Genomic DNA, 26,641 nt, shown 5'->3' on the forward strand with positions numbered 1-26,641 from the left:
CCGCAAGACCTTGCCGCAACGAACGAGCCAGGCGTACGTTGGATCGTCGGCCGAGCCTCATGCTTAGGCACCATCAGCAGGCTGGCTCATGTCGAATGCTCGCAAGACACCTCACGATAGCTCGTCCTCCGCACCTGCATCCCTGGCGTGGACGATCTTCCTCGGCACCGCGCTCCTCGGGGTCGTCGCGCTACCACACCGAAGCGCCCCGCCTTCGAAAGCGGATCGCGGCGACCAATTGGGTGCCGAAGACGCGCCGGAAACGCACGAGGGCCAGGCGGCGGAGCGCGTCGCCGCGGCCGAGGCGGACCGTGGCCGCAAGGCCGAGACCCCGACCGAGATCCCAGCCAAGGGTTGGTGGGACATCGGCAAACGCGTCGTCCAGGAGTTCGGCAACGACCGCGTGCTGCTGATCGCGGCCGGCGTCACCTTCTACGCGATCCTCGCTTTATTCCCGGCCATCGGCGCCCTGGTCTCGATCTACGGCCTCATCGCCGACCCCGGGACCATCAACGATCAGCTCGCCAACCTCCAGGGAATCCTGCCGAGCGGCGCCCTGGACATCGTCGGCGAGCAGGTCAAGCGGATCGCCGCCAAGGGCGGCGGCACACTCGGCTTCACGGCCGCCTTTGGCATCCTCCTGTCGATCTGGAGCGCCAACGGCGGCATGAAGGCGATCTTCGACGCGCTCAACATCGTCTACGAGGAGAAGGAGAAGCGGAACTTCATCTGGCTGAACCTGCGCTCGCTCACCTTCACCGCCGGTGCGCTGCTCTTCGTGGTTGTGGCCCTGGTCGGCATCGTGGTCGTTCCGGCAGCCCTGGCCTTCCTGAACCTGGGCTCGATGGAATGGGTCATTGCCCTTCTGCGATGGCCAATCCTGCTGCTCGTGGTCCTTGGAAGCCTCGCGCTGCTCTACCGCTACGGTCCGAGCCGGGACGCCGCCCAATGGCGCTGGGTGACGTCCGGAAGCGCCGTGGCTGCCCTCCTCTGGATCGCCGTATCCGCCCTGTTCTCCTGGTATGTGTCGAGCTTTGGCAAGTACAACGAGACCTACGGTTCGTTGGGAGCGGTGATCGGCTTCATGACCTGGATTTGGATATCGACGACCATCGTGCTGCTTGGCGCGGAGCTGAACGCCGAAATGGAGCACCAGACCGCCATGGACACCACTGTTGGCGGCCGTAAACCGCTCGGCGAGCGTCGAGCGCGCATGGCCGACACCGTCGCGGCGTCCGCTTGAGGCCGATTTTGGTCGCGGCAGGACGGCTCGGCGTTCAGCCAAACCCAGCACATGTCCGCTTTGGAGATACCATCAAAAGCCGCTGAATGACCGAAATGGGCGCAAAGCCGAACGTCCGGTTCTGCGCGCCATGGCGCTCCGGCGTGACGTAGCCTGGCCGAAAGCAGCCAGTCCGCTTCGGAGCGGGCTCGCCACAAAAGCGGACCGCCTCCTATCGACCCAACGCAGTCGTTCACGTGCGGCTGCGCCCCCCCCCCCGGAAGCGGACACAGCCGCGGACGCCGAGCAGAAGATAGACCTGGGATCTCCCGCAACCACTACATCAAGCCGCGGGACGAGGGCCGACACACTTTTGAGGTCGGTTGAGGGTTGAGGTCGCGGTCAACCCTGGAGCCAGCTCAGGCCATCAGGCGGTGGGTGTTGTCGGCGACGAGCTCCCGGTAGCGGGCGATGACATCGCCGTGGCTGCCGCCTGCCATCAGGGTGTTGGCGGTCTCCATCGCGGCCACGACCTTCTCGCCGACCATCGAAACCATCTCCGCCTGGCCCTCGGCGCCGCCCCAGGCGATCCGCACGAGCCGCAACTCGATAACCTTCTGCGCCTCAACGGCGAGAAGGAACGCGGCATAGAACGGGTTCAACATAACGGCTCCGGTCGGTCGGTCGTGACCGACAACGCGGGGACGGGCCCCCGGTCACTGCGGACGATGACGCAGGTCGACCTCTGCCGGCAGCTTCAAGCCTCGGCGATGAGATCCTTGATGCGGGTGGCGAGAGTCTCCACCACGAACGGCTTGGTCAGCACCTGCATCCCGGGGCGCAGGTAGCCGTTCCCGAGCACCGCGTTCTCGGCGTAGCCGGTGATGAACAGCACCTTCAGGTCGGGGCGCCGCTCGCGGCCGGCATCGGCCATCTGGCGCCCGTTCATGCCCCCCGGCAGCCCGACGTCGGTCACGAGCAGGTTGATGCGCACGTCCGATTGCAGCACCTTCAGCCCGGCGACGCTGTCGGCCGCCTCGATGGCCGTGTAGCCGAGGTCCTCCAGCACCTCGGTGACCAGCATCCGCACCGAGGGCTCGTCGTCGACGATCAGCACCGTCTCGCCCTGGCCGGCCTGTTCCACCTCGGCGAGCCTGCGAGCGACCTCGTCCTCGTCGGCCTCGCCGTAGTGCCGGGGCAGGTACAGGCACACGGTCGTGCCCTCGCCGACCTCGGAATAGATCCGCACCTGCCCGCCGGATTGCCTGGCGAACCCGTAGACCATCGAAAGGCCCAACCCCGTGCCCTCGCCGGTGGGCTTGGTGGTGAAGAACGGCTCGAACACCTTGTCGATCAGGTCCGGCGCCATGCCGGTGCCGGTGTCGGTCACGCAGACGCTCAGGTACTGGCCCGGCGGCAGGTCGTGCTGGCGCCCGCCGGCCTCGTCGATCCACCTGTTGGCGGTCTCGATGGTGATGCGCCCGCCGTCCGGCATCGCGTCCCGCGCGTTGATGCACAGGTTGAGCAGCGCGTTCTCCAACTGACCGGCGTCGATCAGCGCCGGCCACAGCCCCGCGAGGCCGACGACCTCCAGGTGGACCGACGGGCCGACGGTCCGCCGGACGAGCTCCTCCATGTCCTTGACCAAGCGGTTCACGTTGGTGGGCTTGGGGTCGAGCGTCTGGCGCCGCGAGAAGGCGAGCAGGCGATGGGTCAGCGCGGCGGCGCGCCTGGCCGCGCCTTGGGCAACGCTCATGTAGCGGTCGAGGTCACCGATGCGGCCCTGGCCCATCCGGGTCTGCATCAGCTCAAGGGAGCCGGAGATGCCCGCGAGCAGATTGTTGAAGTCGTGCGCGAGGCCGCCGGTGAGTTGCCCGACCGCCTCCATTTTCTGCGAATGCCGCAGGGCGTCCTCGGTCTTGGCGAGGGTTTCGGCCTGTTGCTTGGTCTCGGTCACGTCGCGCACCGAGGCGTAGATCAGCCCGTCGCGGGGCACCGCGTTCCAGGACAGCCACACGTAGCTGCCGTCCCGATGCCGGTAGCGGTTCTCGAAGGTCAGTTGTGCCTGTCCCTGCACGAGGCCCCCGGCCGCCGCCACGGTCGACGCGACGTCGTCCGGGTGGACGAAGTCGAGGAACGGGCGCGCCTTCATCTCCGCGTCGGTCCATCCGAGGGTGCGCGGCCAGGCCGGGTTGAGGCTGACGAAGTAGCCGTCGAAGTTGGCCACGCAGAGCAGGTCGGACGAGGCCTGCCAGATCTGGTCGCGCTCGGCGGTGCGGGCCGCGACTTGGCGGGCGAGGTCGGCCTCGGTCTGCACCCTGACGGTCACGTCCTGCACGAAGACGTGGAAGCCGTCGACGCGGCCGCCGGCGTCGCGGCGCGGCAGGTAACGGATCTCGGCGACGCGGTGGCACCCGTCGCGGTGCGGCCAGTCCATCTCGAAGGTGACCGGCTCGCCGCCGAGCGCCCGGTCGATGAACGGTTGGCGTGCCGCGTAGGCATCAGGCCCGAGCAGGTCACGGACGTCGCGGCCGACGATCTGCCCGGCAGGGACGAAGAACCAGTCGTCGTAGGCCTCGTTGGCGAACCGGTAGACGTGGTCCGCGCCGATGAAGGCGATGAGCACCGGCAGTGCGTCGGCGATCAGGCGGAGATCCCGCTCGCCGGCCTCGGCGCGCCGCTCGACCTCCCGGCGCTCGGTGATGTCGGAGAAGAAGACGGCGACCCGGTTCGCCGTCGGCTCGCCGGTGCGCAGGGCGCGCACGTCGAACCAGCGCCCGAACACGTCGGCGTAGTGCTCGAAGTGAGCGGGCTCGCCGGTCAGGGCGACGCGACCGTAGGTGTCGAACCAGTGCCGTTCCAAGTTCGGCGCGAACTCGCTCACCCACCTGCCGGCGACGTCGGCGCCGGTCTGCCGCACGAAGGCGGGGTTAGCCTCGACGATGCGGTAATCGACGGCGCGGTCGCCCTCGAACCGCATCTCGATGATTCAGAACCCGACCTCAATGCTTTCGAACAAGGTCCGGTAGCGCGCCTCGTTCTCCCGCAGCGCCGCCTCGGCGCGGGTGCGCTCGGTGACGTCGTGGCCCTCGACGAAGATGCCGCTGACCCGCCCGTCCGCGTCGGCGACCGGCTGATAGACGAAATCGAGGTAGCGCTCCGTGACCGGGCCGCCGAGGACGGGCCGCAAGTCGAGCCTCGCGCCCGCGGCCGTGTGGGGCTCGCCCGAGCGGAACACCCCGTTGAGGAGCTCGACGTAGCCCTGGCCGACGACCTCGGGCAGCGCCTCGGCGACGGTGCGTCCGACCACTTCGCGGCCGCCCACGGCGCGCTGGTAGGCGGCGTTGGTCAGGATGAAACGGTGCTCCGGGCCACCCAGGAGGGCGATGAAGCTAGGGGCCTGCTCGAACATCTGCGCGAGGGAGGCCGAGTGCCCGCGCAGCCGGCGGACCTCGGCTTCGAGCTGCTCGCGGGACATCGTGCCCGGGTCCGGTTGAGATGCGTTCATGCGGGATGGCGGTGTGTCGGCCTGGTCGGCCGCGACGGGCCTGGGATGTGGATGCGCCCGGTCGTCGGCTACACCCGGGGGCGGGAAACGGCTGCGGGCCGAAGCGTCCGACGACTTGCCGGATGTCCGGCCGCCAGGGAACCACGTTCATCGGGCCGCGGCGTCGCAACCATGGCGTCGCGGTCCGCAGACGCGTCCCGTCAGGACGCGCTGATCGGGCCGGGCGGCTGCGGCGCTGGCGGCTCGGTCGGCGGATCGCCGATGGGCGGCAACGGGTCCTCACCCGGGCGTGGCGTGTCCGACTGCATGGCTGTCCCCCTTGTCCGCCGACCTGGCGACGCACGTCAACGCGCGCGGGCCGCCGGGGGTGCGCTGCCGGCCCATGCTTTCCACCGCTCGGTTCCCGCTCAGCCGAAGGTCAGGGCGGACCGCTCCCTCAGGGCCTTGCGCAGGGCCCGGCTGAGGTCGGCGACCGAGTAGGGTTTGCCCAGCAGCGGGAAGCCGTCGGTGCCCTCCGAGGCCAGGACGTGGCTGTACCCCGAGGTCAGCACGACGGGGAGGTAGGGCCATCGGCGCCGGATCTCACGGGCGAGGTCGACCCCGTTCATGCCCGGCATCACCACGTCCGAGAACACGACCTCGAACCGTTGGCCCGACGCCTCGATCTCGGCGAGGGCGGACTGCGCGTCCTTCACCCAGGCGGCGTTGTACCCGAGTTCCATCAGGGCCTGGGTCGCGAAGGCGCCGACCTCCAGGTTGTCCTCGACGACCAGGACGGGCGTGCCGTGTCCCTCGGTGAGCGGTCCCGGATCGTCCCGCACGACCTCACGCGCCTCGATGTCGGCGGAGCGCGGAAGGAACAGGGTGAAGGTGGTCCCGACGCCGACGACGCTTTCCACCGCGACGTCGCCCCCCGACTGCTTGGCAAAGCCGAACACCTGGCTGAGGCCGAGCCCGGTGCCGTGGCCGACGCCCTTGGTCGTGAAGAACGGCTCGAAGATGCGCTCCAGCAGGTCCGCCTCGATGCCCGCGCCGGTGTCCGAGACCGACACCGCCACGAAATCGCCCGGCACGGCCGGGTGCGCGCGCAAGGCCGGGATGCGGTCGGCGCGCCTGACCGCGATGCGCAACCGCCCCTCGCCCTTCATCGCGTCGCGGGCGTTCACCACGAGGTTCACGAGCGCCGTGTCGAACTGGCTCGGATCGGCATCGACGTGGCAGGGCAGCCGGTGGCCGAGCCCGTCCATCCCGGCATCGGTATCCGTCTCGACGCGGATGCGCGCGCCGGTCAGCGTGCCCACCATGTCGGCGATGGCCGCCACCGACTGGGTGACGTCGAACACCGCGGGGCGCAACGCCTGCCGGCGCGCGAAGGACAGCAACTGGCTGGTCAACCTGGCGGCGCGGTCGACCGTGTCGGAGATGGCGTCGACGTAACGGACCCGCCGCTCCTCGGCGAGGTTCGGTCGCTTCAGCAGGTCGGTCGAGGACTTGATGACGGTCAGCAGGTTGTTGAAATCATGCGCCACGCCGCCGGTGAGCTGCCCGACCGCCTCCATCTTCTGCGATTGCCGCAGCTGCTCTTCCAGCGTCCGACGCTCCGTCACGTCGCGGCCGGTGGCATGGAAACGGTCCCCCTGCGGGATGGCGTTCCACGAGATCCAGCGATGGCCGCCGTCCGCGGTCCTGAAGCGGACGTCCAGATCGGAGAGGGACCGTCCGACCCGCAGGGGCTCGAACGCCTGCGTCGCCGCCTCCAGGTCGTCCGAATGCACCAAGTCCTCGATGCGGGTGCCGACGAGGCTCCCCGCCGGCCAACCGAGCAGCTCCGTCCAGGCCGAACTGACCGCGCGGATCGTCCCGTCGAGGCCGCAGACCACGAGCAGGTCTCGGCTCGTCCGCCAGACCAGGTCGCGCTCGACCAAGTGGTCGCGGTCCCGCGACTCCCGCCGCTCCTCGCCTTCCTGCCTGGCTGTGGCGTCCTCGAACAGTACCGCCACCCGGTTCTGCGCCTGGCTGCCGATGCGCACCGCGTGGACGTCGAAGATGCGACCCAGCCGTGACGCCGTGCCCCTGAACCGCGCGTCGCGTCCGGTGCGTGCGACCTCGCCGTAAGTATCGAACCAGTGCTGCTCAAGCTCGGGTTCGATCTCGCGCATCCAGCGGCCCTCGGCGCCCGCGAGCCCGGACTGGCGCTTGAAGGCGGCGTTGACCTCGACGAAGCGGTAGTCCTCGGCCCGACCCCGCGCGTCGAAGCGCATCTCGACGATGCAGAACCCGGCCTCGCCGTCCTCCAGCAGGCTGCGGAACGAGGCGCCCCGCCGGACGGCGTTGCCCTCCTGCTCGCGGAAGCGCGTCAGGTCGAGCTGGCTGCCGAAGAAGAACAGGAGCTCGCCGTGCGGGCCGAAGACTGGGCTGACGTAGAGCTCGTTGACGAAGGGGCTGCCATCGCGCCGGTAGTTCAGCAACTCCACGACGACGTCGCGCCGGGCTGCGACCGCGTCCCGGATGCGCGCCACGTGAGCCGGATCGGTCTCCGGCCCCTGGAGGAAGCGGCAGTTGCGCCCGACGAGTTCCTCCGCCGCGTAGCCGGAGAGTTCCAGGAAGGCGCGGTTGGCGAAGACGATGGGGTTGTCGGGCAGGTTCGGGTCGGTGACGATCATCGCCATCCGGGTCTTGTCCGCCGCGGTGAACAGCAGGTCGGACCGGGCGGTGCCGACGCCGGCCTCCGCCGCGGTCGACGGTGCGTCCGGGGTCCGGCCGGCACGCAGGCGGGCGACCTCCGCCAGAAGCGCGGTCTCGCTCCGACGCAGCCGCTCGACCTCCCCCCGAAGATCCTCGATGTCCATGGGCTCGGTCTCTACCCGGCATCCGTACTGGGACCAACGCCTTCCGGGGCGCTTGGCCGGAAGTCGGGTGCGTCCTTTGGTCTGGACGGTGCCCGGTGCCGGCAGGCGGCAAGCTGACCGGTGGACATCATCGGCGCGTGGTCCTGGCCGCCTCGGCCCTGTCGAGGGCGGCGCGGAAGCCTTTTTCCAGGAACGGGCGTTCGACGAAGGGCACGTGGTCTGGCAGGTCGCCGGGCCGCGGCGTGATCTGCGCCGATACGACGACAACGGCCACGTCCGTCCGGCGACGCGTGACCTCGCGCGCGAGCGCCAAGCCGTCCATCGACCCCGGCATACGCACGTCGGTCACCACCAGCACGACTTTGTCGTCGAGCCGTTCCAGCGCCTGGGCGGCGTTGCCGGCCTCGACCACGGCGTAACCCTCCGCTTCGAGGAGGTCGCGGACCTCCAGGCGGAAGAGCATCTCGTCCTCGACCACTAGGGCGGTCTTCGCGTTCGGGGCATCGGTCATGGCGAGCGGCAACGGTCCGCCCGACCCTTCGTTGCGTCGCGGCGTCAAGCGACCGCCTGGAAGTCGGCCAAAGACGCCTCGACGAAACACGCCACGCCTTCCGGGCGGTAGTCGAGGGAGAGGTCGGCGTTGACCTGCGCCGTCAGCCCACGCTCGATCAGCCGCGACCCGAACCCCTTTCGCGATGGCGGCACGACCGGTGGACCGCCCCGCTCGGTCCAGGCGATGCGCAGGCGCGGCGCGTCGTCCGGCCCGACCAGCGACGCCGTCACCGCCACCGTTCCGTCCGGCACCGAAAGCGAGCCGTACTTGACCGCGTTCGTGGTCAGCTCGTGCAGGGTCAGGGCCAGGGACAGCGCGGCCTTGCCGCCGATCTCGACGTCCGGCCCCTCGAAGGCGACGCGCCGCCCCGCCGATTCCTGCACCCCGACACCTTCGCGGACCACCGCCGCCAAGGATGCGCTCTCGGCGGCGCCGCCGAGTAGCACGTCGTGCGCCTTGCCGAGCGCGACCAGGCGGCTGCCCAGGACCTCGCGCGCCGCGTCCATGTCGGTGGCGCCGCGCAGCGTCGAGGCGGCGATGGCCTGCACCATCGCCAGCAGGTTCTTCATGCGGTGCGAGAGTTCCTGGTTGAGCAGTTCCTGCCGTTCCTCGGCCCGCCGGCGGATGTCGATGTCCGAAACCGCCACGACCGCGCCGACCGTCGAGCCGGCCTCGTCGCGCATCGGGACGCCGACGACCTCGATCCAGACGCGGCTGCCGTCGCCGCGCTGGTACTCGCACCGCAGCTCGGCGTGTCCCAGACCCTCGCGGATGATGCGGCTGAGCGGGTACTCCTGAGGCTCGACCCGGCGGCCGTCTTCATGGAAGGCGACCCACTCGCCGTAGCTCTCGGCGTCGGGCGAGGGCAGGACAGGGTGGCGGAAGATCTCCTCCAGCCGCCGGTTGCCGCCGACGATGCGGCCGGACGGCGCATCCGCGAACAGGATACCGACCGGCACGGTGTCGAGGACCGCCCGAAGCGACGCCTCGCTCGCCTGCAATGCCTGACGCGCCCGCTTCTGCTCCGTGAGGTCGCGGGTGACGGTGCCATAGCCGAGCCTGCGCCCGTCGGCGCCCCGCACGGGGAAGAGGTTGTAGAGGACCGGGACCGCCGCCCCGGTCACCACGTGCCGGAAGTTCAGCTCGCCTTCCCAGAAGCCGTCCCGCTCGACCGCCGGCAGCACCTCGTCGAGGACGCGCGCACGCTCCTCCGGCACGAAATAGTCCACGATGGGGATGACCCTAGCCGCGGCGAGATCGGACAGGCCGATGAGGCGCCGGCCAGCCTCGTTGACGAAGTCGACGCTCCCATCTGGGCCCGCCAGTCCGATGAAGTCCTGGCTCTGCTCGACCAAGGCGGCGAGACGGCGGGCCTCGGCGTCGGCCCGACGCTGGTCATCCACGTCGACCAGCACCGTCACCGCGGCCTGGATCGTGCCGTCGCCGTCGCGCACGGGACCGCTCGACACCTCCAGGAGACGCACCTCGCCCGTCCCGGGAATGCGGTAGCGCATCTCCTCGCCGCGCACCGTCTCGCCCCTCCGCAGGGCGCGAAGGGTCGGGTACTCGGCCGGCACATACCGGCGACCGTCCGGGTGCAGGGCGCCGTAGGAGACGTAGCGGGCGTCGCCCTCCGTGCCGAGTCCGTGGCCGAGGATCTCCTCGGCCTTGGCGTTCAGCGACGACGGCATGCCGGCCTCGACCCCGGCGATGGAGATGCCGACGGGGGCTTGGCGGAAGATTGCCTCCAACAAGCCGCGCTCAAGCCCGAGGCGGCGCTCGCTCGCGCGCAGGGCGTCTTCGCCCCGCTTGCGCTCGGTCAGGTCGAGCATCGCCCCGATCAGGCGGCAGGCGCGCTCGTCCTCGCCGCGCATGACGTAACCCCGGTCGAGCACGTGCGCGTAGGAGCCGTCGGCGCGCCGGAAGCGATACTCCTCCGTCCAGGTCGTGCCGTTGCCGTCAATGACCGCGTGGATCGAGGCGTCGACGCGGTCGCGGTCCTCAGGATGGACCTGCGCGATCCACCAGGCGCCGGTCGGCTCCATGGCCCCCGGCGCGTGACCGTAGGCGTCGGAGAGGGCCCCGTTCCAGAGCACGTGGTCGCTGACGAGGTTCCAATCCCGGATCGCGTCGTTGGTCGCCTGGGCCGCAAGCCTGTAGCGGTCCTGGCTCTCCTGCAGGCGGGCGGCGGCTTCCTTCTGCTCCGTCCGGTCGCGCAGGATCTTCACGAAGCCGATGGCCGTGCCAGCCTCGTCGCGCAGCACCATCATCTCGCCGTTGGCCCAGAAGCGCTCGCCGTCCCGGCGCAGGTGCCAGCGCTCGTCGATGCCGGTGCCCTTCTCCAAGGCAGAGTGCATCTCCTGCGCCGGGATGCCGTCGCGCCGGTCCTCGGGGGTGAAGAAGGCGTCGGCGGTCTGGCCGCACATCTCCTCGGGGCGCCACCCGAGGATGCGGGTGGCGCCAGCGTTCCAGTCCGTGACCCGCCCGTCGAGGTCCAGCAGGATGATGGCGTAGTCCTGCGCGCTGTCGAACACGGCGCGGCGCCGGTACTCGGTGAGCGCGGCGGCCCGGGTCGCCTCGCGTTCGCCCGCCTCGGCGAGGCCGGACGCGGCCGAGCCCGCAAAGACGCCCAGAACCTGTAGGTCATCCTCGGCGAAGGCGTCGGGACGGCTGGACTGCAGCTTCAGGACGCCGACGACGACGCCGCCCCTGCGCACCGGCACCATCAGGCAGGAACGCAGTCGCAGTTTCTCGGCGAGATCGCGCTCGACCCGGTGGTCGCGCAGCACGTCCGGCACGCGAAGCGGGACGTCGTCCCGGTAGCAGGCGCCTGCGAGGCTTCCCTGGATCGAAAGGCGCAGGCCGAGTTGCGGCGCGAGGCCGTCCGTTACGGCGCGGTAGACGAGGTCCTCGCCCTCGCGGATCTCGACGGCGCCGGCTTCGGCGGCGGGAACGGCGCGCATCGCGCCGTTGAGCACGGCTCGAAAGCTCGCGTCGAGGTCGCCGCCCGCCGCAGCGACCCCAGCTAGGGTCACCGCGACCGCCTCGCCCTGGCGACCGGCGCGGTCGCGGTCCGAGAGAGACCGGCGCAGAAGAAGTTGGTCCATGACCTGTCGGGCGAGCGCCTCCAGGTCCTCGACCTGCTCCGCGGCGAGGCCGCCCGGGCGCGGAACGTGGTCGATCACGCACAGGCTGCCGAGCACCTGCCCCTCGGGCGTACGCAGCGGGGCGCCGGCGTAGAAGCGCAGGTGAGACTCGCCCGTCACCAGCGGGTTGGCGTGGGTGCGCGGGTCCCTCGTCAGGTCCGGGATCTGCAGGACGGCCGGTTCCGTCAGGACGAACTTGCACACCGAGCGGTCGAGGTCTGTCTCGCACGCTGGGAAGCCGACACGCGCCTTGAACCACTGGCGATCGCGGTCGACCAGGCTGACCAGCGCCACCGGCGCGGCGCAGAGGCGCCGCGCGAGGTTGACGATGTCGTCGAAGCCGCGCTCGGGCGGGGTGTCGAGGACGTCGAACGCTGCGAGCGCGCTCAGCCGCGCGTCCTCGTCGATCCGGGCGGGCCGCATGACTTGGTTCACGGGCTTGCGTCCTTCACAAGCGCCAATGGGGACCTCAGTCTTTCCGGCTCGCCGACGTCGACGGCGACGATGCGTCCGCCGGGTGCGTAGACGGCGCCCATCACCTCCTCGAAGTGTCGCCGGACCGCGGCGTGGCACTCGCACGAGCCGGCCTCCGCGCGGGCCCGATCCGGGAGGGTGATGCGCCCGTGGCCGATGGTGATCAGGCCGTCCCGTTGCATGCGCCCGAGCACCTCGGTCAGGTAGGCGCGGCGCACCCCAAGCATGTCGGCGAGAAGTTCGTGGGTCACCGGGAGTTCTGGCGTGCCGATCCGGTCCTGCAGGGTCAGAAGCCAGCGTAAACAGCGCCGCTCGATGGTATGGGCGGCGTTGCAGGCGACCGATTGCAGCACCTGCGCGAGCAGGCAGTCGGCGTAGCGCACGAAAAGGTCGCGCAGGCTCTTCGACGCCTGCTTTGCCTCGGACAAGCGGGCGGCGTCGATTCGGATGACCGAGCCGCCGACCTGAACGACCGCCTGACCGAAAGCCGGCAGGTAGCCCTGGCTGACGACGCCGCCCATGGCGCCCTCGAGGCCGATCGTGGCCGTTTCGACCGACTTCCCGTCCATGAGCGGGACGACCAGGGTGACGACGCAATGGTGCGCGGGGAAGGTGACGTGGCTGACGTCGTCGCCGGCGCGAAACAACACGTCGCCGCGACGGACCTCGCGGCGTTCCGCGTGAGGCGCGAGCAGGCCACGGTCGTCAGCATCGAGGGCTTCGAGCAGCAGGTTGCCGTCGATAGTGGACGAAGGGCGGATGTTCACGGGGATGGTCGCAGAGGCGGCGGTCGGGTTGTCCAGTAGCGGACTTCCTGGCGCAAAGCTGTCCGATACCTGACAACTCGCGCCGAAGCCCCGGGGCGAGCTTCGATTTTTCTAAGCGGGCCGACGGCGTCAATCGCGTAAGCGTAGGAGCGACCCCTTCCGGGCGGTCAGGATGCCGCAACGCAGTCGGCGTGAACCTGTCCGGGCAGGAGGGGTGTCGGCAGCCGGAACCGGAAGGTCGTGCCGCGGTCGATGGCGCTGGTCACGGTGAGCACGCCGCCCTGTCGCTCGACGAGGTCGCGACACAGCAACAGCCCGAGCCCGCTTCCACGCTCCCCCGCCGTGCCGTTCGTCGTTGTCCGCCGGTCCAGCCGGAACAGGTCGTCGACCTTCCCGGGCGGCATGCCGACTCCCGTGTCAATGACCGAGATCTCGACTTCGTCCCCGTCGCGGTGGCCCGAGACGGAGATGGTCCCGCCGGGCAGCGTGAACTTGACGGCGTTGCCGACGAGGTTGCGCAGCACCGTGGTGAGCATGTCCCGCTGGGCGAGGACGACGATCCCGCCGCAGGAGGCTTCGAGCTTCAATCCCTTGTCGGCGGCGGCTTCCGCGGCGCCGTGCACAACCTCGGCGGCCACGGCGGCGAGGTCGACGTCGGTCAGGGTGACCGCCATCGTGTCCATCTGCAGGCTCGCCCAGGAGAACAGGCTTTCAAGCAGGGCGTAGGCCTGCGTCGCCGCCTCGTGGATGCCCTTCGCCCGGCGCTCGATGGATGTCGGGTCGCGCGCCGCGACGGCCTTGCCGAGCACCTCGGACAGGCCGAGCAGCGCCTGGAACGGGTTGCGCAGGTCGTGGGCGATGATGGAGAACAGCAGCGACTTCTGCCGGTTCAACGTGTCCAGTTCGAGGGACTTCGCCTCCGCCTCGCGGCGCGCCGCGGCGAGCTCCGCCTGGAAGGCCTGCCTGGCCTCCGCGTAGCGGATCGCACGGGCCAGGCCGGAAGGCGTGACCTCCGCCTTGTCCAGGTAATCCAGCGCGCCGGCCCGCATCAGCCGGGTCGCGAGGTCGGGGTCGGCCTCGCCGGTCAGCATCAGCACCGCCCGCGCTTGCCCCTCGGCCGCCAGCAGGGTCCTGAGCAGCGCGAAGGTATCGATGCCCGGCAGCCGGTAGTCGAGCAGCACGCAGTCGAAGGTTTCCGCCGCGGCGAGGTGCAGGCCCTCTTCGCCCCCGGACGCCTCGGCCAGGGTGTGCGCGAGGCCGGACTTGGCGAGCGCCCGCCGGACGGCGGCCCGGTCTACCGCGTCGTCGTCGATCAGCAGGATGCGGGTCGGGGTCGTCACCGGGGTGGCTATGCCGGGAACTCGACGACCTTCCAGTAGTGCTCCAGCAGCGCCACCGCCTCCATGAAGGTGTTGGCCGGATCGCGCTTGACGATGTAGCCGGCGACGTTGTGCCCATAGGCGCGCATCCGGTCCTCGTCGGCCTTCGACGTGGTGATCATGAACACCACCGCCGAGCGCAGGTCTTCGTCGGCGCGCACCGCCTCCAGGAACTCGATGCCGTTCATGCGCGGCATGTTCAGGTCGAGCAGGATCAGGTGCGGCTTGGGCAACCGCTCGCGGCCGTTCTCGCCGCGCAGGGTCTCCAGCGCTTCGATGCCGTCTCGGGCCACCGTGATCGGGTTGCCGATCTTGCTCTTCTTGAAGGCGCGCTTGAGCCCCTGGACGTCGACCTCGTCGTCATCGACCAGCAGGATGTTAACCGTCGAGCCCATCCGCCTGTCCCTTCCCGCTGTCGAGCGGCCACGTGAAATGCACCGCCAACCCGCGACCGTCCGGCCCGTCCGCGAGCCAGACCTTGCCGCCCTGGCGGTCGACCAGCTTTCGCACGATGGCGAGCCCCATGCCGCTGCCCTCGACCTCGTCGCGGGGCTTAAGCGTCTGGAACATGCCGAAGACGCGCTCGCGGAACTGCTCGGGGATGCCCGGCCCGTCGTCCGTCACCACGAACTCGACGGCGATCCCCGCCGGCCTCGCCTCGACCGAGATATGACCCTCGGCCGGCCGGTCGTGGTGCTTGATGGCGTTGCCGATCAGGTTCTGCAAGGCTTGGGTCAGCGGTGCCCGGGCGGCCTGGAGCGTCGGCAGAGAGTTATCCGCCGTGATGGTGAACCCTTCGGGCGGGCTGACCAGGTCGGCGAGCTCCTCGACGAGCGACCTGGTGTCGATCCGGTCGACGGCAGACTCGCCACGGCCCGTCCGCGAGTAGGCCAGGAGGTCGTCGAGCAGGCTGTCGAGCCGGCGCACCCGGCTCTTGAGCAGCTCCATGTTCGTGAGGACGTCGCCGGTCAGCGAGCCTTCCAGGTCCTCCTCGATCCATCCGACGAGGTTCTCGATCCCGCGCAGGGGCGCCTTCAGGTCGTGCGAGGCGACGTAGGCGAACTGCTCCAGTTCCTCGTTCGAGCGGCGCAGGTCAATGGCGTGGCGCGCGAGTCTGCGCTCCATGCCCTTGCGCTCGGTGATGTCCGTGTTGGTCCCGAACCAACGCAGGATGCGTCCGTCCGGCCCGCGATGCGGTTGCGCCAGCGACAGGAACCAGCGGTACTCGCCGTCGGCGCCGCGGAGCGGGAAGGTATCCTTCCACGTCTCGCCGGTTCGGAACGCCTCGCTGATGCGCTCCGCGACGCGCTCGACGTGGTCCGGGTGGTGGACGTCGCGCCAGCCCCACCCGCGCATCTGCTCGATGGTGGTGCCGGTGTAGTCGTACCAGCGCCGGTTGTACCAGATGATGTCGCCGCTCGGCTCGGCGACCCAGGCCATCTGCGGGAGCGCGTCCGCGAGCGCGCGGAAGTCGTCCGCCGTCAGGTTCGCGGCTCGCTCCACGCATGCTCTCCTTCGTCTATGGCGGTAGGGGGGATGATGCCGGCCACCCGCGCCGGGATACGTCGGGCGCGCAATGTGATGACAAAGCGGCGACGGCAAGGCCTGCCAAGGAGTGATCGAATTGACTGGCCGTTGTTGCGCCGACATCTCCACTCCGGCGGGCCCAAGCCCTCGGGCAACGAAGCGACGCGGAACGGGATGCGCGACGGGACACACGGTTTGACGCGCCGCCTGCTGGACGAGGCCGTCGGGCGCGAGATCCATGCCAATGCCCTGGCGGACCTGGCGGTACGCCGGCCCGGGGACGTGCACGTTCCGACCTTGCGCGTACTGGCCCGCGGTCAGCGCATCCGTGCCATGGAGTTGCGTGGCACGGCGGCTGCCCTGCTTCATCTGCAAGGACTTGGCGGCCAATCCACCTCAAGCTGACGGACGCCCACTGCGGTTCGGGCAGGGCGATCATGGTTCGCTTGAGCGCGGCACCGCGGGCTAGCAGCCTAGGTCAGCGGCCTACTAGACGTCGAGGACCTTCAAACCGGCATCATGTTCCCGCAGACGGCACGCTGACGTTCTTCCGGGGCGCTCGTCAGGTCCGGGCCGCCTGACGGCGTCGATGGATAACCGAAGAGTTCGAAGGTTCCCTCCCGAACCGGGTCACCGGTCGCGCTGACCGGAAGGCATCCCTGGATCGACGCGCGTTACCGCGCGGCAGCGGGCTCATGGATCGGGCAGCCGTTGAAGCGCTCCCTGAACTCCGCCGAGTGCCTGTAGGGTGCGTTGCGCGCGCGGTTGACGTTGCCGAGCGGCCGGTGGGCCGCGAGCCCGGTCCAGACCGCGAACCGCATTCGCTCGTTCACGGCGTCGACGCGGCCCGCGTCCCAACTGTCCTGGGGCCGCACGGTGATGGTGGCGACCCGCTGGAACGGCGCCTCCTCTTCGTCCCACGGCACCGTCGGGTCCTCGACTGGCTGGCGTTCGAGGTCGCGGCAGAGCTGCACCCGGAACTCCCAGACGCCCTCGATGCCGGCCATCTCCGACCGTACGGTCTCACGGATCGCGTCGGGGCGGCCCGAGGCGTCGATCTCGGTGCCGGTGAGCGCGGTCAGCGCCGGGGCGACGGGCGCCACCAAGAACTTGGCGATGTGGTCGCCGTACCTGAACGGGGTGACGCTGTAGTAGGTCTCCCCGAGCGGGTCGACGTTCGGCGCGCCGCCGAGCGAGCCCAGGGTCGGGCTCTCGATGCCGACCGCCGTGAGCGCCTTGTTCACCCCGCGCAGCACGGTGGAGGCGGCGACCTTTACGCCCTCGATCCGGTCGGTGGTCTTGGCCAGCAGCTTGAGGCTGCCCAGGAACTTCTCGGCGTTCGGCGCCTGGAAGACGGGGCCGTTGACCATGACGAAGTCCTGGGTCGTCCCTTCCGCGTCCGGCAGGCGCTCGCCGGCCACGTCCAGGACCTTCAGGGCGAAGCCGCGGGGCAGCGAGACCGCGTCGGGCAGGATGTCGCCCGCATTGGTCGACATCCGCATGTAGACCTTGTGCTCGCCTGGCGTCTCGAACAGTCCTTGCGCGAGCTCGGGGGGAAGCCCCGCGTCGATTGCCAGCGTGCCCTCAAGGATGCCGTGCGACTTGGCGTGGACCGAGCGGACGGCATGGCCGGAGTCGTCAGCGACCGTCTTCAGGATGGTGTCGAACGTCTCATTGAGCTGCTCGATGGTCCGGCCCTCGTCGGGCAGCACGTGCTCGACGTCGGGGCTGTAGCGGACGGGTGCTTGCAAGGTCCGGTATCCTTCGTTGGTCTCGGACAGAACCGGTCGAAACGGCCGACGTTCCGGATTGCGCCCCATTCAATCGGCCGTGAACGATATTAGGAACGCCGCGTTGCCGGCATGCTTGTACCGAGGCGGGCCTGGCTGGGTTCGCTGTCCCGAGCCCTTGGGTCGGGGCGGGAACGGAACGCATTCGGCTCACCCGGTGGCCGAGGCGCACGGGAGAGACCGGCATGACCTACCTTCGCTACGCCCCCGACATCGAGCGGCTCGCCCAGGACGAGCAGGCGACTATCGACGGCATCATCCAGGGCATGACGCAGCAGTCGCAGACCGTGGAGAAGCGCGAGCACCATGCGGTCCGCGCTAGCCACGCCAAGTGCACCGCTTGCGTCACGGGCGAGTTGACGGTCGCCGTCGGCCTGCCGCCCGAGCTGGCCCAGGGCCTGTTCGCCACACCTGGGACATACCCGGTTGCGGTACGCTTCGCGCAAGGGCCGGGCGAGACCCTGGGCGACAGGGTCTCAACCCACCGGGGCATGTCCATCAAGGTCTTCGGCGTAAGCGGCGAGAAGCTGCCCGGGCACGCGGTCGACACCCAGGATTTCGTGCTCGCGACCGGCACGACCTTTCCATCGGGCACGGCGGCCGGTTTCCTTCGCGACGGCACAGTCATCGGGAAGTCGACGGGCCTGCCGGAGGGCATCAAGAGCGCCGTCTCCGCCACTGCCCGCAACCTCAACAAGGTGCTGCACGCCTTCGGCACGGAGAGCGCGATGGCCGACTTCTTCGGACATCCCTACAGCCACCCGCTCGCTGACAGCTACTTCAGCCAGGCGCCCGTGCGCTTCGGCGACTACGTGGCCAAGCTCGGGGCCGTGCCGGCGACCGATGTCCAGCGCTCGCTCGCCGAATGGCGCCTTGACCCGCGCCAGGACGAGGACGGCTTCCGGCACGCGGCGCTCGCCTTCTTCCGCGAGAACGACGTGGTGTTCGAGCTCAAGGCGCAGCTCTGGGCAGACGCCGAGAAACAGCCCATCGAGGACGCCTCGGTCGACTGGCCGGTCTCGGTCAGTCCCTACCGCACGGTGGCCATGGTCCGCCTGCCACGCCAGGACGCCTATTCGCCGGAGCGCGTGCGCTACTTCGACGAGGTGATGACCTTCCGCCCCGCGCACAGCCTCGCGGCGCACCGACCCCTCGGTTCGGTCATGCGGGCGCGCCTCCAGGTCTACCGGGCGCTGAGCGATTTCCGGCACCGGGAGAACGGCGTGACCGCCGAGGACACCGCCTCGCCCGAGAGCATCCCCGCCTGAGCCGGTCCATTCCCACATCACGCAGAGAGGAAGAACCCATGACCCTCCAGGGGAAGACCATCGCCATCCTGATCGCCCCCCGGGGAACGGAGGAGCCGGAATTCATCAAGCCGCGGGATGCGCTGCTCGCGGCGGGTGCGACTGTCACCGTGGTCGGGCTTGAAGCGGGCGAGGCCGAGACAGTCAACAACGACCTCGACCCCGCCGGTAAGTACCCGGTCGATAAGGCCATCGACGGCGTGTCCGCCTCGGACTTCGACGGTCTCGTCATCCCCGGCGGTAGCGTCGGGGCCGACAAGCTCCGCGGCAGCGAGGCCGTGGTCAAGTTCGTGCGAGACTTCTTCCGCCAGGCCAAGCCGGTCGGCGTCATCTGCCATGAGCCCTGGACCCTGGTCGAAGCCAACGTCGTGAAGGGGCGCAAGCTGACATCGTTCCCGACCGTGAAGACCGACATCCGCAACGCGGGCGGGGAATGGGTCGACGCGGAGGTGGTTGTCGACAAGGGCCTCGTCACCAGTCGCAACCCAAAGGACCTGCCGGCCTTCTGCACGAAGATCGTCGAGGAGTTCGCGGAAGGGCGCCATCCGGACCAGGCCCGCAGCGCCTGAGGACGTCTTTCGTCCAGGGTCGGGACGGTCGCCCGACGCTCGATTTCGGTCATCGGGAAGCTCGGGTTGCAGCTCCGTCTCCGGGCCATCCGTCGCGGCGGCCCAAACGGGTTGACCCGGGCGTGTGACCGGAGATGGTAAGCGGAAGCCGACTTCCCGGAGCGCAATCGGTAGCCGAGGCCTGACACCGGCAAGCTGGACCATCCGGTGCTCGGTTGGGTGCAGGAACCGGCGCCCGTCGCCTGTCGACTTCAGCTCGTCGCTCTCGGATGGAGCTCGTGGTTGCCTGAGCGGCTTTGGCCGCCACGACCACTGAGAGGGACGCCACTCATGGCGCCCCTCCGTCCGGGTAGGTACGGATGTGCAGACCAATCCCTACTTGCGGGCGTCGCCATCCCGCATCTGGCCCGTTGGCTCCTGGACGTGGGCTTCGAGGAACCAGAGCTGCTTGTCGACGGCGCGGGACACCTCTGTGAATAGGTCCGCCGTGCCGGGGTCGCCCGCCTCGTCCGTCTCGTCGATATTCTCACGCACGGCGTTGGCGTAGGCGGCATAGCTGTCGATCAGCGCGGCGACGTGGTCGGCAATGGCGTAGATGCCGGTCGGGTAGGCGGGCAGCTTGGTCGATCCCGCCACGACCTGCGCCGTTCCCAGGGCAGTGCCGCCGAGCTGAACCGCCCGCTCGGCCACTTTGTCGTTGAGGTCGCTGATCTCGGCGCGGAAACCGTCCAGCATCAAGTGGATGCCGATGAACTGCGGCCCCTTAAGGTTCCAATGGGCCTGCTTGATCGCCAGCGCGAGGTCGATGCCGTCGGCCAGACGCGCGTTCAGGGCCTCTATGGACACCCTCTTGGCGTTGGAATTGGTGTCGTTCCGGGTCTGGTGAGTACGCGGGGTGCCGCTCGTAGCCATGCTTGTGCTCCACTCTGTCGGGGCGGCAATGGTGGGGCAGTGGGGAGGTTCCCTCCGTTGAATTACGACTGGAGGTCCCTGGCCTTCCCAGCCCATCCGGCGAGGCACGGATACGCGGTGGGGTCCTTGCGGCCTCGCTGAGCCGCGTGATCTTCGGCGGGTCGCAGCCGAGCCAGCGCCGCCGGCCGGGCGACCGCGGACGCAGGAACCGACGCCGGCAGCCGGGGCTTCCCACCGACCCGGGCTCATTACCGGGCAAAGGAAACGTCATGTCCACGGATATCGAGAAGCACCGCGACTTGCTCGTCGCCTTGAGGGATGCCCAGGGGAAGGGCGACGGCAGCTTCGAGAAGGCGGTCACCGCTGCTTTCGAGCACGTCTTCGAGCACCTGGGCCGCTTGAACGACTACGTTTCGCCCGGCGGTCCCGATGGCGGCGACCGACACTTGCAGCCAGGCGAGTCCCCGACGCTTCGGTAAGCCGGCACGCGGCCGGACGTCCTCAAGGAAGGACCCGGCCGGCGCCTCGGTCACGCTCCTTCGCGACAGCGGCCGAAGGCGTCAACCTGTGGGGGCACCACCTTCTTGTGCGTCCTCAGCGAACCTGATCGGCGCGGAACCGATTGCCGCCAGCCTGCGTGTCCTGGCACCGGCATGGCGGCGGCAGGTCCCGGCCACCTTCGCGCAGGGGCATCCCATCGGTCAGCAGGCGGACCAACACGTGCTCCAGCGGCCCGGCCTGGTAGGGCTTCTGCAGAACCGGGACGCCCCGGTAGTTCCCCTCAAGTCCCTGCTGGCCGTAGCCGGTCGCGAATAGAAACGGGGTGCCACCCTCGAAGAGTAGGTCGGCGACCGGATAGCTCCGCGCGTCGCCCAGGTTCACGTCCAGCACGGCCAAGTCGAAGGCCTCGGACCGGACTAGGTCGAGCGCCTTGCCGAGCCGCATGGCGACAGCCACCTCGCAGCCGAGGTCGAGCAGCATGTCCTCCGCGAGCATAGCAACGAGGCTCTCGTCCTCGACCAGCAGCACGCGGCGTCCGGCCAGCACCGTCATGGAGCGTGCACCCCCTCGACGGTTTCCTGGCCGACCCACTCCAACGTGGTCAGCGGGATCTCGAGCCGGCAGGTGACGCCGGATGGGGCGTAGGTGATCACGGCGCTGCCGTCGAACTCCATGGGCAACTGCCGCTCGATTAGGCGGGAACCGAACCCCTTGCGGGTCGGCGGCGTGACCTGCGGTCCGCCGCACTCTTCCCACGACAGGTCGAGCTGCTGCCGGCCCTCGTCTATATCCCGCAGGGACCACGTCACCGCGACCTGCCCCTCGGGAACCGAGAGGACCCCGTACTTGGCGGCGTTGGTCATCAACTCGTGCAGCGCCATCGCCAACGTCACCGCCACCTTGGGATGCAATCGCGCGTCCGGCCCTTCTAGCCGGAAACGGTTAACGTCGACCTCCGCCAATAGGTGGGGGGCGAGCGCCCGCTCGATCACCTGCAGCAGGCTGGCGCCCTCCCAGTTGTCCTCGACCAGCACGTTGTGGGCGTTCGACAGGGCGGCCATGCGGGCGTCGAACACGGACCGCACTGCCTGGTCCGTCTGCCCGCGGAATGTCTGCGCGGCGATCGATTGCACCGTGGCCAGGGTGTTCTTCACCCGGTGGTTCAGTTCATTGATCAGCAGGCGCTGGCGCTCGGCGGCCGCCTTCTCCTCGCTGATGTCCCGCACCTCGATGATCGTGCCGATGATGTTGGCCTCGTCGTCGCGGATCGGGCTGGCGGTGAAGCCGACCGGAAAGAAATGCCCGTCCCTGTGGACGAATATCTCCTCGCCCCGCTCCTGGTTGTTCTCGGGGAAGGCGCGGTCGATGGCGCATTCCTCCAGGGGGAACGGCCGGCCGTCCGGGTAGGTGTGATGCACGATGTCGTGCAGCGGGCAGTCGCGGGCCAGGACCTCGGGGAGCATCCAGCCGGTGAGCGCCTCGGCGGCCCGGTTCATGTAGATGCAATGCTGCCGGTCATCCATCAGGAAGATCGAAACGGAGGCGTTGTTCAGGACCGCATTGAGGCGGCGCTCGGTTTCGAAGAGCTGCCCGCTCCCGCGCCGCAGGCTTACCAGGGGCGTGTTGGCCGCAGCCTTCGACTGCAGCGGCTGCCGGGAGTTCGGCACGGGCACGACCTTTCGCGCGGATCGGGCCGGCACCGTGCGTGCGAGCCTGGGGAACTTGCAGGCCCGGGCACGCCGGCAGGTATCGGCGTCTGGTGCGCCCGACACGGCGGGTCCAATGCACCTTATCGACCGGGAGTTCCACCCCTGGGCGATGTGGTCCGACCCTGCCGAGGTTCGCGCCGGGCTATTCCGGCCTGCGGCCTTGTGGCTATCGGGGAGAGCATTGTGCGTCTATTTACCTGTACTCTGAGCTCCGAAGCAAACAAGCCGCTTTCGGCTCGCTTCTGCCGCACGCCGGACGTCCGCTTATTTGTTTTCTGCACCCGGAAGCAGACAGGCTAAAAACCACCCTTCCCAGACGTTCATGGGCGCCCAGGGGAGGCTGAAACTGGCCGAAAGCGGAATGGCTGTTTCGGGGCCTGGACTGCAGGAAAGCAGACATCCGCCTGAACTACGAAGCGGGCGAGATGGACGGGGGGAACTGCGAACCAAATCATGCTTCTTCCGCAATCATCGCGATCAAGTCGCGTGCCGGATCTTCGCCCGATAGTATGTCGTAGAAGGCGGCACCTTCGGCGGCAGATCCGGCACTCCGGCGGAACATAGCTTCTTCGAACACAACGAGAGCATCCTCGACATCGTTGGATCGCGCCGCCAGAGCCCGGCCGAGTTCAGCGCCATCGAACAGGGCGAGATTGGCGCCTTCACCGGTGGGAGCTGTCAGATGTGCCGCGTTGCCGCTTAGGCACGCCCGAAACTCGATCCCATCGATGTGGAACGGGCAGACTGTGCAGAGCCCGCAGAACCGGCGCCGTGTCGCTTTCGGTGATTAGTGCTGTCAGCTCAGGCGCCCAGCCATCGAAATGCTGCGCGATCCGCGCGGTAGGATCGATTGTGTCGGAGCCGCCCACTCTGGGAGCGCGGAAAGTAGGATATAGGCATGAAGGGTGTCCCCCTCTCACGATGCGCCATGATGGCCTTGCCCGGCGCGAGCGCGCCCATGAAACCACCTCCGACCGCCTCGGCCGTCCTCGGATGGCGCGTATCGGCGTGGAAGAGATAGGTCTCCAGGACGGACATGCTGATAGAAATCGGTTTGGTGGCCGAGAGGAGCAGACGGACCCACGACCACGCACCGTCGGCACCGACGAGCAGGGCCGTGACGACCGTGCTGCCATTGGCGAAGCTCCCCTTGTGCCGGCCGTCGCCGAGGGACCGCACGCCCGCGAGCTTGTGGCCCCACTGAACGGTTCCGGCCGGCAGCGCGTCGAGCAGCATCTGCCGCAACTCGCCTCGCTGTACTTCGGGGCGTCCACCGGTGCCGTCATCAGGTTTGTCGGGGAGAACGGTTCAGCCCGGATCTATGAACCGCATTGCCTGTCGCCCTTCGAGAATCGGGGCCTGAAACGCCTCCGTGAGGTCAGCAGCCTTCGGAGCGGTTGACCGTCCTGCTCATGGATGTCGAGCATCCCGCTCGGCGGGCGGGCCATTGGAGAGGCATCCGCCTCTACGACCGTCGCTGGAATTTCATGCAGCGAGAGCACTCGAGCGAGTATGAGGCCGCCGGACCCCGGCAGAGAACAAGGACGAGGCCGCCCCGTCGCGCACCGAAGCTGCCCCGGTCAAGCAGGTCCGCGTCGTTCTTGCGTCCACCTACGGCAACTGATGGTTCCGGGCCCACCCGATGTCGCAATCGCCCGGTAGGCGGCCCATGCCCTGACGACTCGCGAGCCGTTGCGTATCGCCGCCTTTTCGGAACGTGAGTTGGTGGCGCGAGTGTCGGTATCGACCTTACGGAACTCGCGCATGACTTCGACCGCGTTGGCTGGTCTTGGGTCTTCCGGCCTACGTCGATCGTCTGATCGGGGCTCTTCTTCTCATCGCCGCCGTCGAGCCTGTTCCAGGCACGTCGCGGGTCGACATGCTGATGGCTATTTCCCGCAAGTCGGACACCAACCGTGGCGTACCGTTCTCGGGCGAGCGTGGTGATGGAATGACCTACACCGCCCTCGCGGCGTCCATTCCGCCCGATGCTGTCCGACAGCCCGGCTCCGGCCAACGGCCCAGGTTCCTGCCGGGTAACCCTGCCACCGACTTCGCGGCGCTTTGCGCCGAGCCGGTCGACCGGACCAAAGTCGCGGCTTGGACGGGGCGCGCCGTTCGGCGCGGGGCCAAGGCGGCGTCCCGCTGGCCTGGGAGCATTGGCACTGGCCCGAACGGGCCGCAGCCTCGCACCTGCAGCCGGGGCTTGCCATAGCCGTTAGCGACGCCATCGCACATTGGGAACGTTCCGCGACGGGCCTGCGGCGCTCGGCCCGGGCCGACCTGCGTTCGCCGGCCAATTCTTCGTCCGCTCGAGTCCTTTGTGATGCGCATGGTCTTGCCGCAAAACCGGCAAACACATCTTGCAGAACCCGTTCGGCCGCTCATCACGGGATCTTCGGCTGCGGACCAATCCCGCTCCGATCCGGCGGCGCACACCGTTCCGGCGCCCGCCCGCCCGGCGAACAGGTGCGAGATGGAAGAAACGATCAAGGCCTTCACGCTTTGGCTCGCAGTCGGAACCGAGGCGGCCGCCGCGTTGATCATCGGGCTCGCCACCATCGAGGCGGTTCTGTCCGCCTTGCTGCTGTTCGTGCCAGGATTGGCCGCGCGCCGGACCGGAGAAGGCCCGCAGGCGGCCAAGGAGCAGGTCCGGCTCAGGCTGGGCCGGTGGCTCGCCGTGGCGCTCGAGTTCGAATTGGGGGCGGACATCCTGCGCACCGCCGTGGCGCCGACTTGGTCGGAGATCGGGCAGCTCGCAGCCATAGCGGCGATCCGGACGGTCTTGAACTACTTTCTCCAGCAGGAAATCGACAAGGCGGAGCGGCGACCCGCCGCCGGCCCGGCTGCAGATCCGGGCTGAGGCGCCGTGCCCATGCCGCAGCTCGATGCCTGGATCCGGACCCTGGCGACGCTGATCGAGTTCGGCGGCGGCCTTCTCGTGGTGTTCGGCTGCGCGCGGGGTCTGCTACGGCTCGCCGCGGGGTTTGGAAGCCGCCGTAGCATCGTCTCGGCACGCCTCACGGTCGCAGACGGCATCGTGGCGGCGCTCGGCTTCAAGACGGCCGCGACCCTGCTGAAGACGATCGAGCTGCGCAGTTGGCAGGCGATCCTGATGTTCGTGGCGGTGTTCGCGCTTCGAACCTTCGTCAAACAGGCGCTCGTGCGTGAGACAGCCGTCCTCGAGGTCCCTCCGGATCACGATCGAGGACGCCTTGCCCCCTGAAGCGTGCAGGCCCGGGATTGGGCTGAAATGCCCCGGGTGAATGAATCCTAGACCGGGGCGTTCCGCCATAGGAGCCCATGGACAGGCCGACGGGCAGGCCGCAAAGAACCCTATGGGCCCCGATCGCATCTTCATCATCCGCCACGCCGAGCAGCACGACGAGCCCGGGATCGACGGCGACGGCCGGCCGACCGGCATAGCCTCACCGTGCGCGGTTGGCAGCGCGCCGGTGCACTGATTCCCTTCTTCCACTCCGCGGATGCGCCGGTCCCCACCCCCGGCGCGATCTTCACCTCGGCGGTCGCACCCGGCAGCGAGAGCCGCAGGCCGCAGCAAACCGTCGCCCCCCTGCACGCTGTCCTGCGCGACGGGGGATCGGTCGCCTACGACGAACGCTTCACCAAACCCGAGACCGACGCGCTGATGTCCGAGGTCATGACCCGCCACGGGACCGTGCTGGTGGTCTGGGAGCATTCAAAAATCCCGGCCTGTGTTGCGGCGTTGCCCGATGCTCCGCCAGTCCCGTCGGAATGGCCGAACGACCGGTACGACCTCGTCTGGGCGCTGGAGCGGCGCGGCAGCGGATGGGCGTTCACTCAGATCGCGCAACGCCTGCTCGCCGGCGACGGACAGGCCTGAGCGCAGCATGGGCGGCCCGGAGAGGGGCCGGTCGTTCGGCACGGGACCAACACTGAACTGTCATTTCATCGGGTCCAGGATCTGGGCGCGGATCCAGGCCCATTCGTTCGTGATCTTGTTGAACAGATCGGCCCTGTCCTCCGCAGTGAGATCCGCCCCGAACAGATCGGACCCTTTCGCGGTTTTCACGACCTGATCGAGATTGGTTACCACCGCCCTGACCTCGTTCGCATGCTGGGTGCCCAGGATCGCGAACAGGCGAACGGTCAGCTGCTCCAGAATGGTCACGCGGGCCCGCAAGCGGAGAGTGGTCTCATCCATGGAACGATCCTCGGTATCGGGAGCCTGCTGGAGCAGGCAGCTTCCGGAAACGGATCCGCGCGTACCGAGTTCGTCGGGCGGACGATTTTCATGTCCCGCCGGCGCTGCTGCCCTCCTGCGCAGATGCGCCGATTACCGCATTAATCGGCCCGAATCCGTTCAGATTGGCCGGACGGGCACCGGCACCTTCCCCCCGCGAACTCGCGCGTCGAGGCCTCGGGAGCCACGGGCTTGCCCCGGCC

23 protein-coding genes and 1 pseudogene are annotated in these 26,641 nt (G+C 68.9%); 8 read left to right on the forward strand and 16 right to left on the reverse strand.

Going from position 1 to position 26,641, the window contains the following annotated elements; all coding sequences use genetic code 11:
* The first annotated feature begins 88 nt into the window (after positions 1–88).
* Entirely contained in the window at positions 89–1,243 is a 1,155-nt protein-coding gene (locus OXS49_RS05445; protein ID WP_267422526.1) for a YihY/virulence factor BrkB family protein, read from the forward strand.
* 398 nt (positions 1,244–1,641) lie between these two features.
* Here OXS49_RS05445 and OXS49_RS05450 read toward each other — a convergent pair whose 3' ends face one another.
* The 9 genes and pseudogenes from OXS49_RS05450 to OXS49_RS05490 all read right to left on the reverse strand — a co-directional run bounded on the left by OXS49_RS05450 (position 1,642) and on the right by OXS49_RS05490 (position 15,401).
* Entirely contained in the window at positions 1,642–1,887 is a 246-nt protein-coding gene (locus OXS49_RS05450) for a hypothetical protein (RefSeq protein ID WP_267422529.1), read from the reverse strand.
* 92 nt (positions 1,888–1,979) lie between these two features.
* Positions 1,980–4,730, reverse strand: a pseudogene (locus OXS49_RS05455) (PAS domain-containing protein).
* A gap of 407 nt (positions 4,731–5,137) precedes the next feature.
* Positions 5,138–7,579: a PAS domain S-box protein gene (locus tag OXS49_RS05460; protein ID WP_267422532.1), complete on the reverse strand. Its 2,442-nt coding sequence runs from the start codon at positions 7,577–7,579 to the stop codon at positions 5,138–5,140.
* A gap of 127 nt (positions 7,580–7,706) precedes the next feature.
* On the reverse strand, positions 7,707–8,090 hold the full coding sequence (locus OXS49_RS05465; RefSeq protein ID WP_267422535.1) for a response regulator: 384 nt from the start codon (positions 8,088–8,090) through the stop codon (positions 7,707–7,709).
* A gap of 44 nt (positions 8,091–8,134) precedes the next feature.
* Entirely contained in the window at positions 8,135–11,701 is a 3,567-nt protein-coding gene (locus OXS49_RS05470; RefSeq protein ID WP_267422615.1) for a PAS domain S-box protein, read from the reverse strand.
* 8 nt (positions 11,702–11,709) lie between these two features.
* Complete coding sequence (locus tag OXS49_RS05475; protein ID WP_267422537.1) at positions 11,710–12,519, reverse strand: Crp/Fnr family transcriptional regulator; 810 nt, start codon at positions 12,517–12,519, stop codon at positions 11,710–11,712.
* A gap of 167 nt (positions 12,520–12,686) precedes the next feature.
* Positions 12,687–13,859: a hybrid sensor histidine kinase/response regulator gene (locus tag OXS49_RS05480; protein ID WP_267422539.1), complete on the reverse strand. Its 1,173-nt coding sequence runs from the start codon at positions 13,857–13,859 to the stop codon at positions 12,687–12,689.
* 8 nt (positions 13,860–13,867) lie between these two features.
* Positions 13,868–14,293 (reverse strand): response regulator, encoded by a 426-nt coding sequence (locus tag OXS49_RS05485; RefSeq protein ID WP_267358495.1) that lies wholly within the window; start codon positions 14,291–14,293, stop codon positions 13,868–13,870.
* Positions 14,277–15,401, reverse strand: a complete 1,125-nt coding sequence (locus OXS49_RS05490; RefSeq protein ID WP_267422541.1) for an ATP-binding protein — start codon at positions 15,399–15,401, stop codon at positions 14,277–14,279. Before OXS49_RS05490 ends, OXS49_RS05485 begins: the two co-directional genes overlap by 17 nt.
* Positions 15,402–15,620: 219 nt before the next feature.
* On the opposite strand from OXS49_RS05490, the gene OXS49_RS05495 reads away from it, so the two are divergent.
* A complete protein-coding gene (locus OXS49_RS05495) occupies positions 15,621–15,830 on the forward strand; it encodes a hypothetical protein (RefSeq protein ID WP_267422544.1) in 210 nt (69 codons plus the stop codon).
* Between the two features lie 269 nt (positions 15,831–16,099).
* On the opposite strand, the gene OXS49_RS05500 is transcribed toward OXS49_RS05495, so the two are convergent.
* Positions 16,100–17,176 (reverse strand): catalase family protein, encoded by a 1,077-nt coding sequence (locus OXS49_RS05500; protein ID WP_267422547.1) that lies wholly within the window; start codon positions 17,174–17,176, stop codon positions 16,100–16,102.
* Between the two features lie 224 nt (positions 17,177–17,400).
* On the opposite strand from OXS49_RS05500, the gene OXS49_RS05505 reads away from it, so the two are divergent.
* Positions 17,401–18,483 carry a catalase family protein gene (locus OXS49_RS05505; protein WP_267422549.1) on the forward strand — a complete coding sequence of 361 codons (1,083 nt, stop codon included), beginning with the start codon at positions 17,401–17,403 and terminating at the stop codon, positions 18,481–18,483.
* A 38-nt stretch (positions 18,484–18,521) separates the two neighbouring features.
* Entirely contained in the window at positions 18,522–19,091 is a 570-nt protein-coding gene (locus OXS49_RS05510) for a type 1 glutamine amidotransferase domain-containing protein (protein WP_267422551.1), read from the forward strand.
* Positions 19,092–19,466: 375 nt separating this feature from the next.
* Here OXS49_RS05510 and dps read toward each other — a convergent pair whose 3' ends face one another.
* Positions 19,467–20,003: a DNA starvation/stationary phase protection protein Dps gene (gene dps / locus OXS49_RS05515; RefSeq protein ID WP_267422553.1), complete on the reverse strand. Its 537-nt coding sequence runs from the start codon at positions 20,001–20,003 to the stop codon at positions 19,467–19,469.
* Between the two features lie 269 nt (positions 20,004–20,272).
* On the opposite strand from dps, the gene OXS49_RS05520 reads away from it, so the two are divergent.
* On the forward strand, positions 20,273–20,482 hold the full coding sequence (locus OXS49_RS05520) for a hypothetical protein (RefSeq protein WP_267358563.1): 210 nt from the start codon (positions 20,273–20,275) through the stop codon (positions 20,480–20,482).
* Positions 20,483–20,597: 115 nt separating this feature from the next.
* On the opposite strand, the gene OXS49_RS05525 is transcribed toward OXS49_RS05520, so the two are convergent.
* The 4 genes from OXS49_RS05525 to OXS49_RS05540 form a co-directional block, all read right to left on the reverse strand.
* Positions 20,598–21,056: a response regulator gene (locus tag OXS49_RS05525; RefSeq protein ID WP_267358564.1), complete on the reverse strand. Its 459-nt coding sequence runs from the start codon at positions 21,054–21,056 to the stop codon at positions 20,598–20,600.
* A complete protein-coding gene (locus tag OXS49_RS05530) occupies positions 21,053–22,171 on the reverse strand; it encodes an HWE histidine kinase domain-containing protein (RefSeq protein ID WP_267422617.1) in 1,119 nt (372 codons plus the stop codon). The genes OXS49_RS05525 and OXS49_RS05530 overlap by 4 nt, the downstream gene beginning before the upstream one ends.
* Positions 22,172–22,664: 493 nt before the next feature.
* The gene (locus OXS49_RS05535) at positions 22,665–22,790 is read right to left on the reverse strand and encodes a hypothetical protein (RefSeq protein ID WP_267422555.1); all 126 of its coding nucleotides are present in this window, start codon (positions 22,788–22,790) and stop codon (positions 22,665–22,667) included.
* A 224-nt stretch (positions 22,791–23,014) separates the two neighbouring features.
* Positions 23,015–23,449 carry a hypothetical protein gene (locus tag OXS49_RS05540; protein ID WP_267422557.1) on the reverse strand — a complete coding sequence of 145 codons (435 nt, stop codon included), beginning with the start codon at positions 23,447–23,449 and terminating at the stop codon, positions 23,015–23,017.
* Between the two features lie 1,240 nt (positions 23,450–24,689).
* Here OXS49_RS05540 and OXS49_RS05545 point away from each other — a divergent pair.
* The 3 genes from OXS49_RS05545 to OXS49_RS05555 all read left to right on the forward strand — a co-directional run bounded on the left by OXS49_RS05545 (position 24,690) and on the right by OXS49_RS05555 (position 26,078).
* Positions 24,690–25,076 (forward strand): DUF1622 domain-containing protein, encoded by a 387-nt coding sequence (locus OXS49_RS05545; RefSeq protein WP_267422559.1) that lies wholly within the window; start codon positions 24,690–24,692, stop codon positions 25,074–25,076.
* A gap of 12 nt (positions 25,077–25,088) precedes the next feature.
* A complete protein-coding gene (locus tag OXS49_RS05550; RefSeq protein WP_267422562.1) occupies positions 25,089–25,439 on the forward strand; it encodes a DUF1622 domain-containing protein in 351 nt (116 codons plus the stop codon).
* A 207-nt stretch (positions 25,440–25,646) separates the two neighbouring features.
* Positions 25,647–26,078 carry a histidine phosphatase family protein gene (locus OXS49_RS05555; RefSeq protein ID WP_267422564.1) on the forward strand — a complete coding sequence of 144 codons (432 nt, stop codon included), beginning with the start codon at positions 25,647–25,649 and terminating at the stop codon, positions 26,076–26,078.
* Between the two features lie 60 nt (positions 26,079–26,138).
* On the opposite strand, the gene OXS49_RS05560 is transcribed toward OXS49_RS05555, so the two are convergent.
* Positions 26,139–26,399 carry a hypothetical protein gene (locus OXS49_RS05560; protein WP_267422566.1) on the reverse strand — a complete coding sequence of 87 codons (261 nt, stop codon included), beginning with the start codon at positions 26,397–26,399 and terminating at the stop codon, positions 26,139–26,141.
* Between the last annotated feature and the right edge of the window lie 242 nt (positions 26,400–26,641).

Origin of the sequence: Methylobacterium sp. GC_Met_2, from assembly GCF_026540795.1 — a bacterium.
Lineage (GTDB): Bacteria > Pseudomonadota > Alphaproteobacteria > Rhizobiales > Beijerinckiaceae > Methylobacterium.

What these genes read in the sequence shown, in the direction of transcription:
- OXS49_RS05520 (WP_267358563.1), top strand. Translation starts at nt 20,273, where the DNA reads ATGTCCACGGATATCGAGAAGCACCGCGACTTGCTCGTCGCCTTGAGG.
- OXS49_RS05465 (WP_267422535.1), bottom strand. Translation starts at nt 8,090, where the DNA reads ATGACCGATGCCCCGAACGCGAAGACCGCCCTAGTGGTCGAGGACGAG.
- dps (WP_267422553.1), bottom strand. Translation starts at nt 20,003, where the DNA reads ATGGCTACGAGCGGCACCCCGCGTACTCACCAGACCCGGAACGACACC.
- OXS49_RS05560 (WP_267422566.1), bottom strand. Translation starts at nt 26,399, where the DNA reads ATGGATGAGACCACTCTCCGCTTGCGGGCCCGCGTGACCATTCTGGAG.
- OXS49_RS05470 (WP_267422615.1), bottom strand. Translation starts at nt 11,701, where the DNA reads ATGCGGCCCGCCCGGATCGACGAGGACGCGCGGCTGAGCGCGCTCGCA.
- OXS49_RS05460 (WP_267422532.1), bottom strand. Translation starts at nt 7,579, where the DNA reads ATGGACATCGAGGATCTTCGGGGGGAGGTCGAGCGGCTGCGTCGGAGC.
- OXS49_RS05510 (WP_267422551.1), top strand. Translation starts at nt 18,522, where the DNA reads ATGACCCTCCAGGGGAAGACCATCGCCATCCTGATCGCCCCCCGGGGA.
- OXS49_RS05485 (WP_267358495.1), bottom strand. Translation starts at nt 14,293, where the DNA reads ATGGGCTCGACGGTTAACATCCTGCTGGTCGATGACGACGAGGTCGAC.
- OXS49_RS05445 (WP_267422526.1), top strand. Translation starts at nt 89, where the DNA reads ATGTCGAATGCTCGCAAGACACCTCACGATAGCTCGTCCTCCGCACCT.
- OXS49_RS05540 (WP_267422557.1), bottom strand. Translation starts at nt 23,449, where the DNA reads ATGCTGCTCGACGCGCTGCCGGCCGGAACCGTTCAGTGGGGCCACAAG.
- OXS49_RS05450 (WP_267422529.1), bottom strand. Translation starts at nt 1,887, where the DNA reads ATGTTGAACCCGTTCTATGCCGCGTTCCTTCTCGCCGTTGAGGCGCAG.
- OXS49_RS05550 (WP_267422562.1), top strand. Translation starts at nt 25,089, where the DNA reads ATGCCGCAGCTCGATGCCTGGATCCGGACCCTGGCGACGCTGATCGAG.
- OXS49_RS05545 (WP_267422559.1), top strand. Translation starts at nt 24,690, where the DNA reads ATGGAAGAAACGATCAAGGCCTTCACGCTTTGGCTCGCAGTCGGAACC.
- OXS49_RS05505 (WP_267422549.1), top strand. Translation starts at nt 17,401, where the DNA reads ATGACCTACCTTCGCTACGCCCCCGACATCGAGCGGCTCGCCCAGGAC.
- OXS49_RS05525 (WP_267358564.1), bottom strand. Translation starts at nt 21,056, where the DNA reads ATGACGGTGCTGGCCGGACGCCGCGTGCTGCTGGTCGAGGACGAGAGC.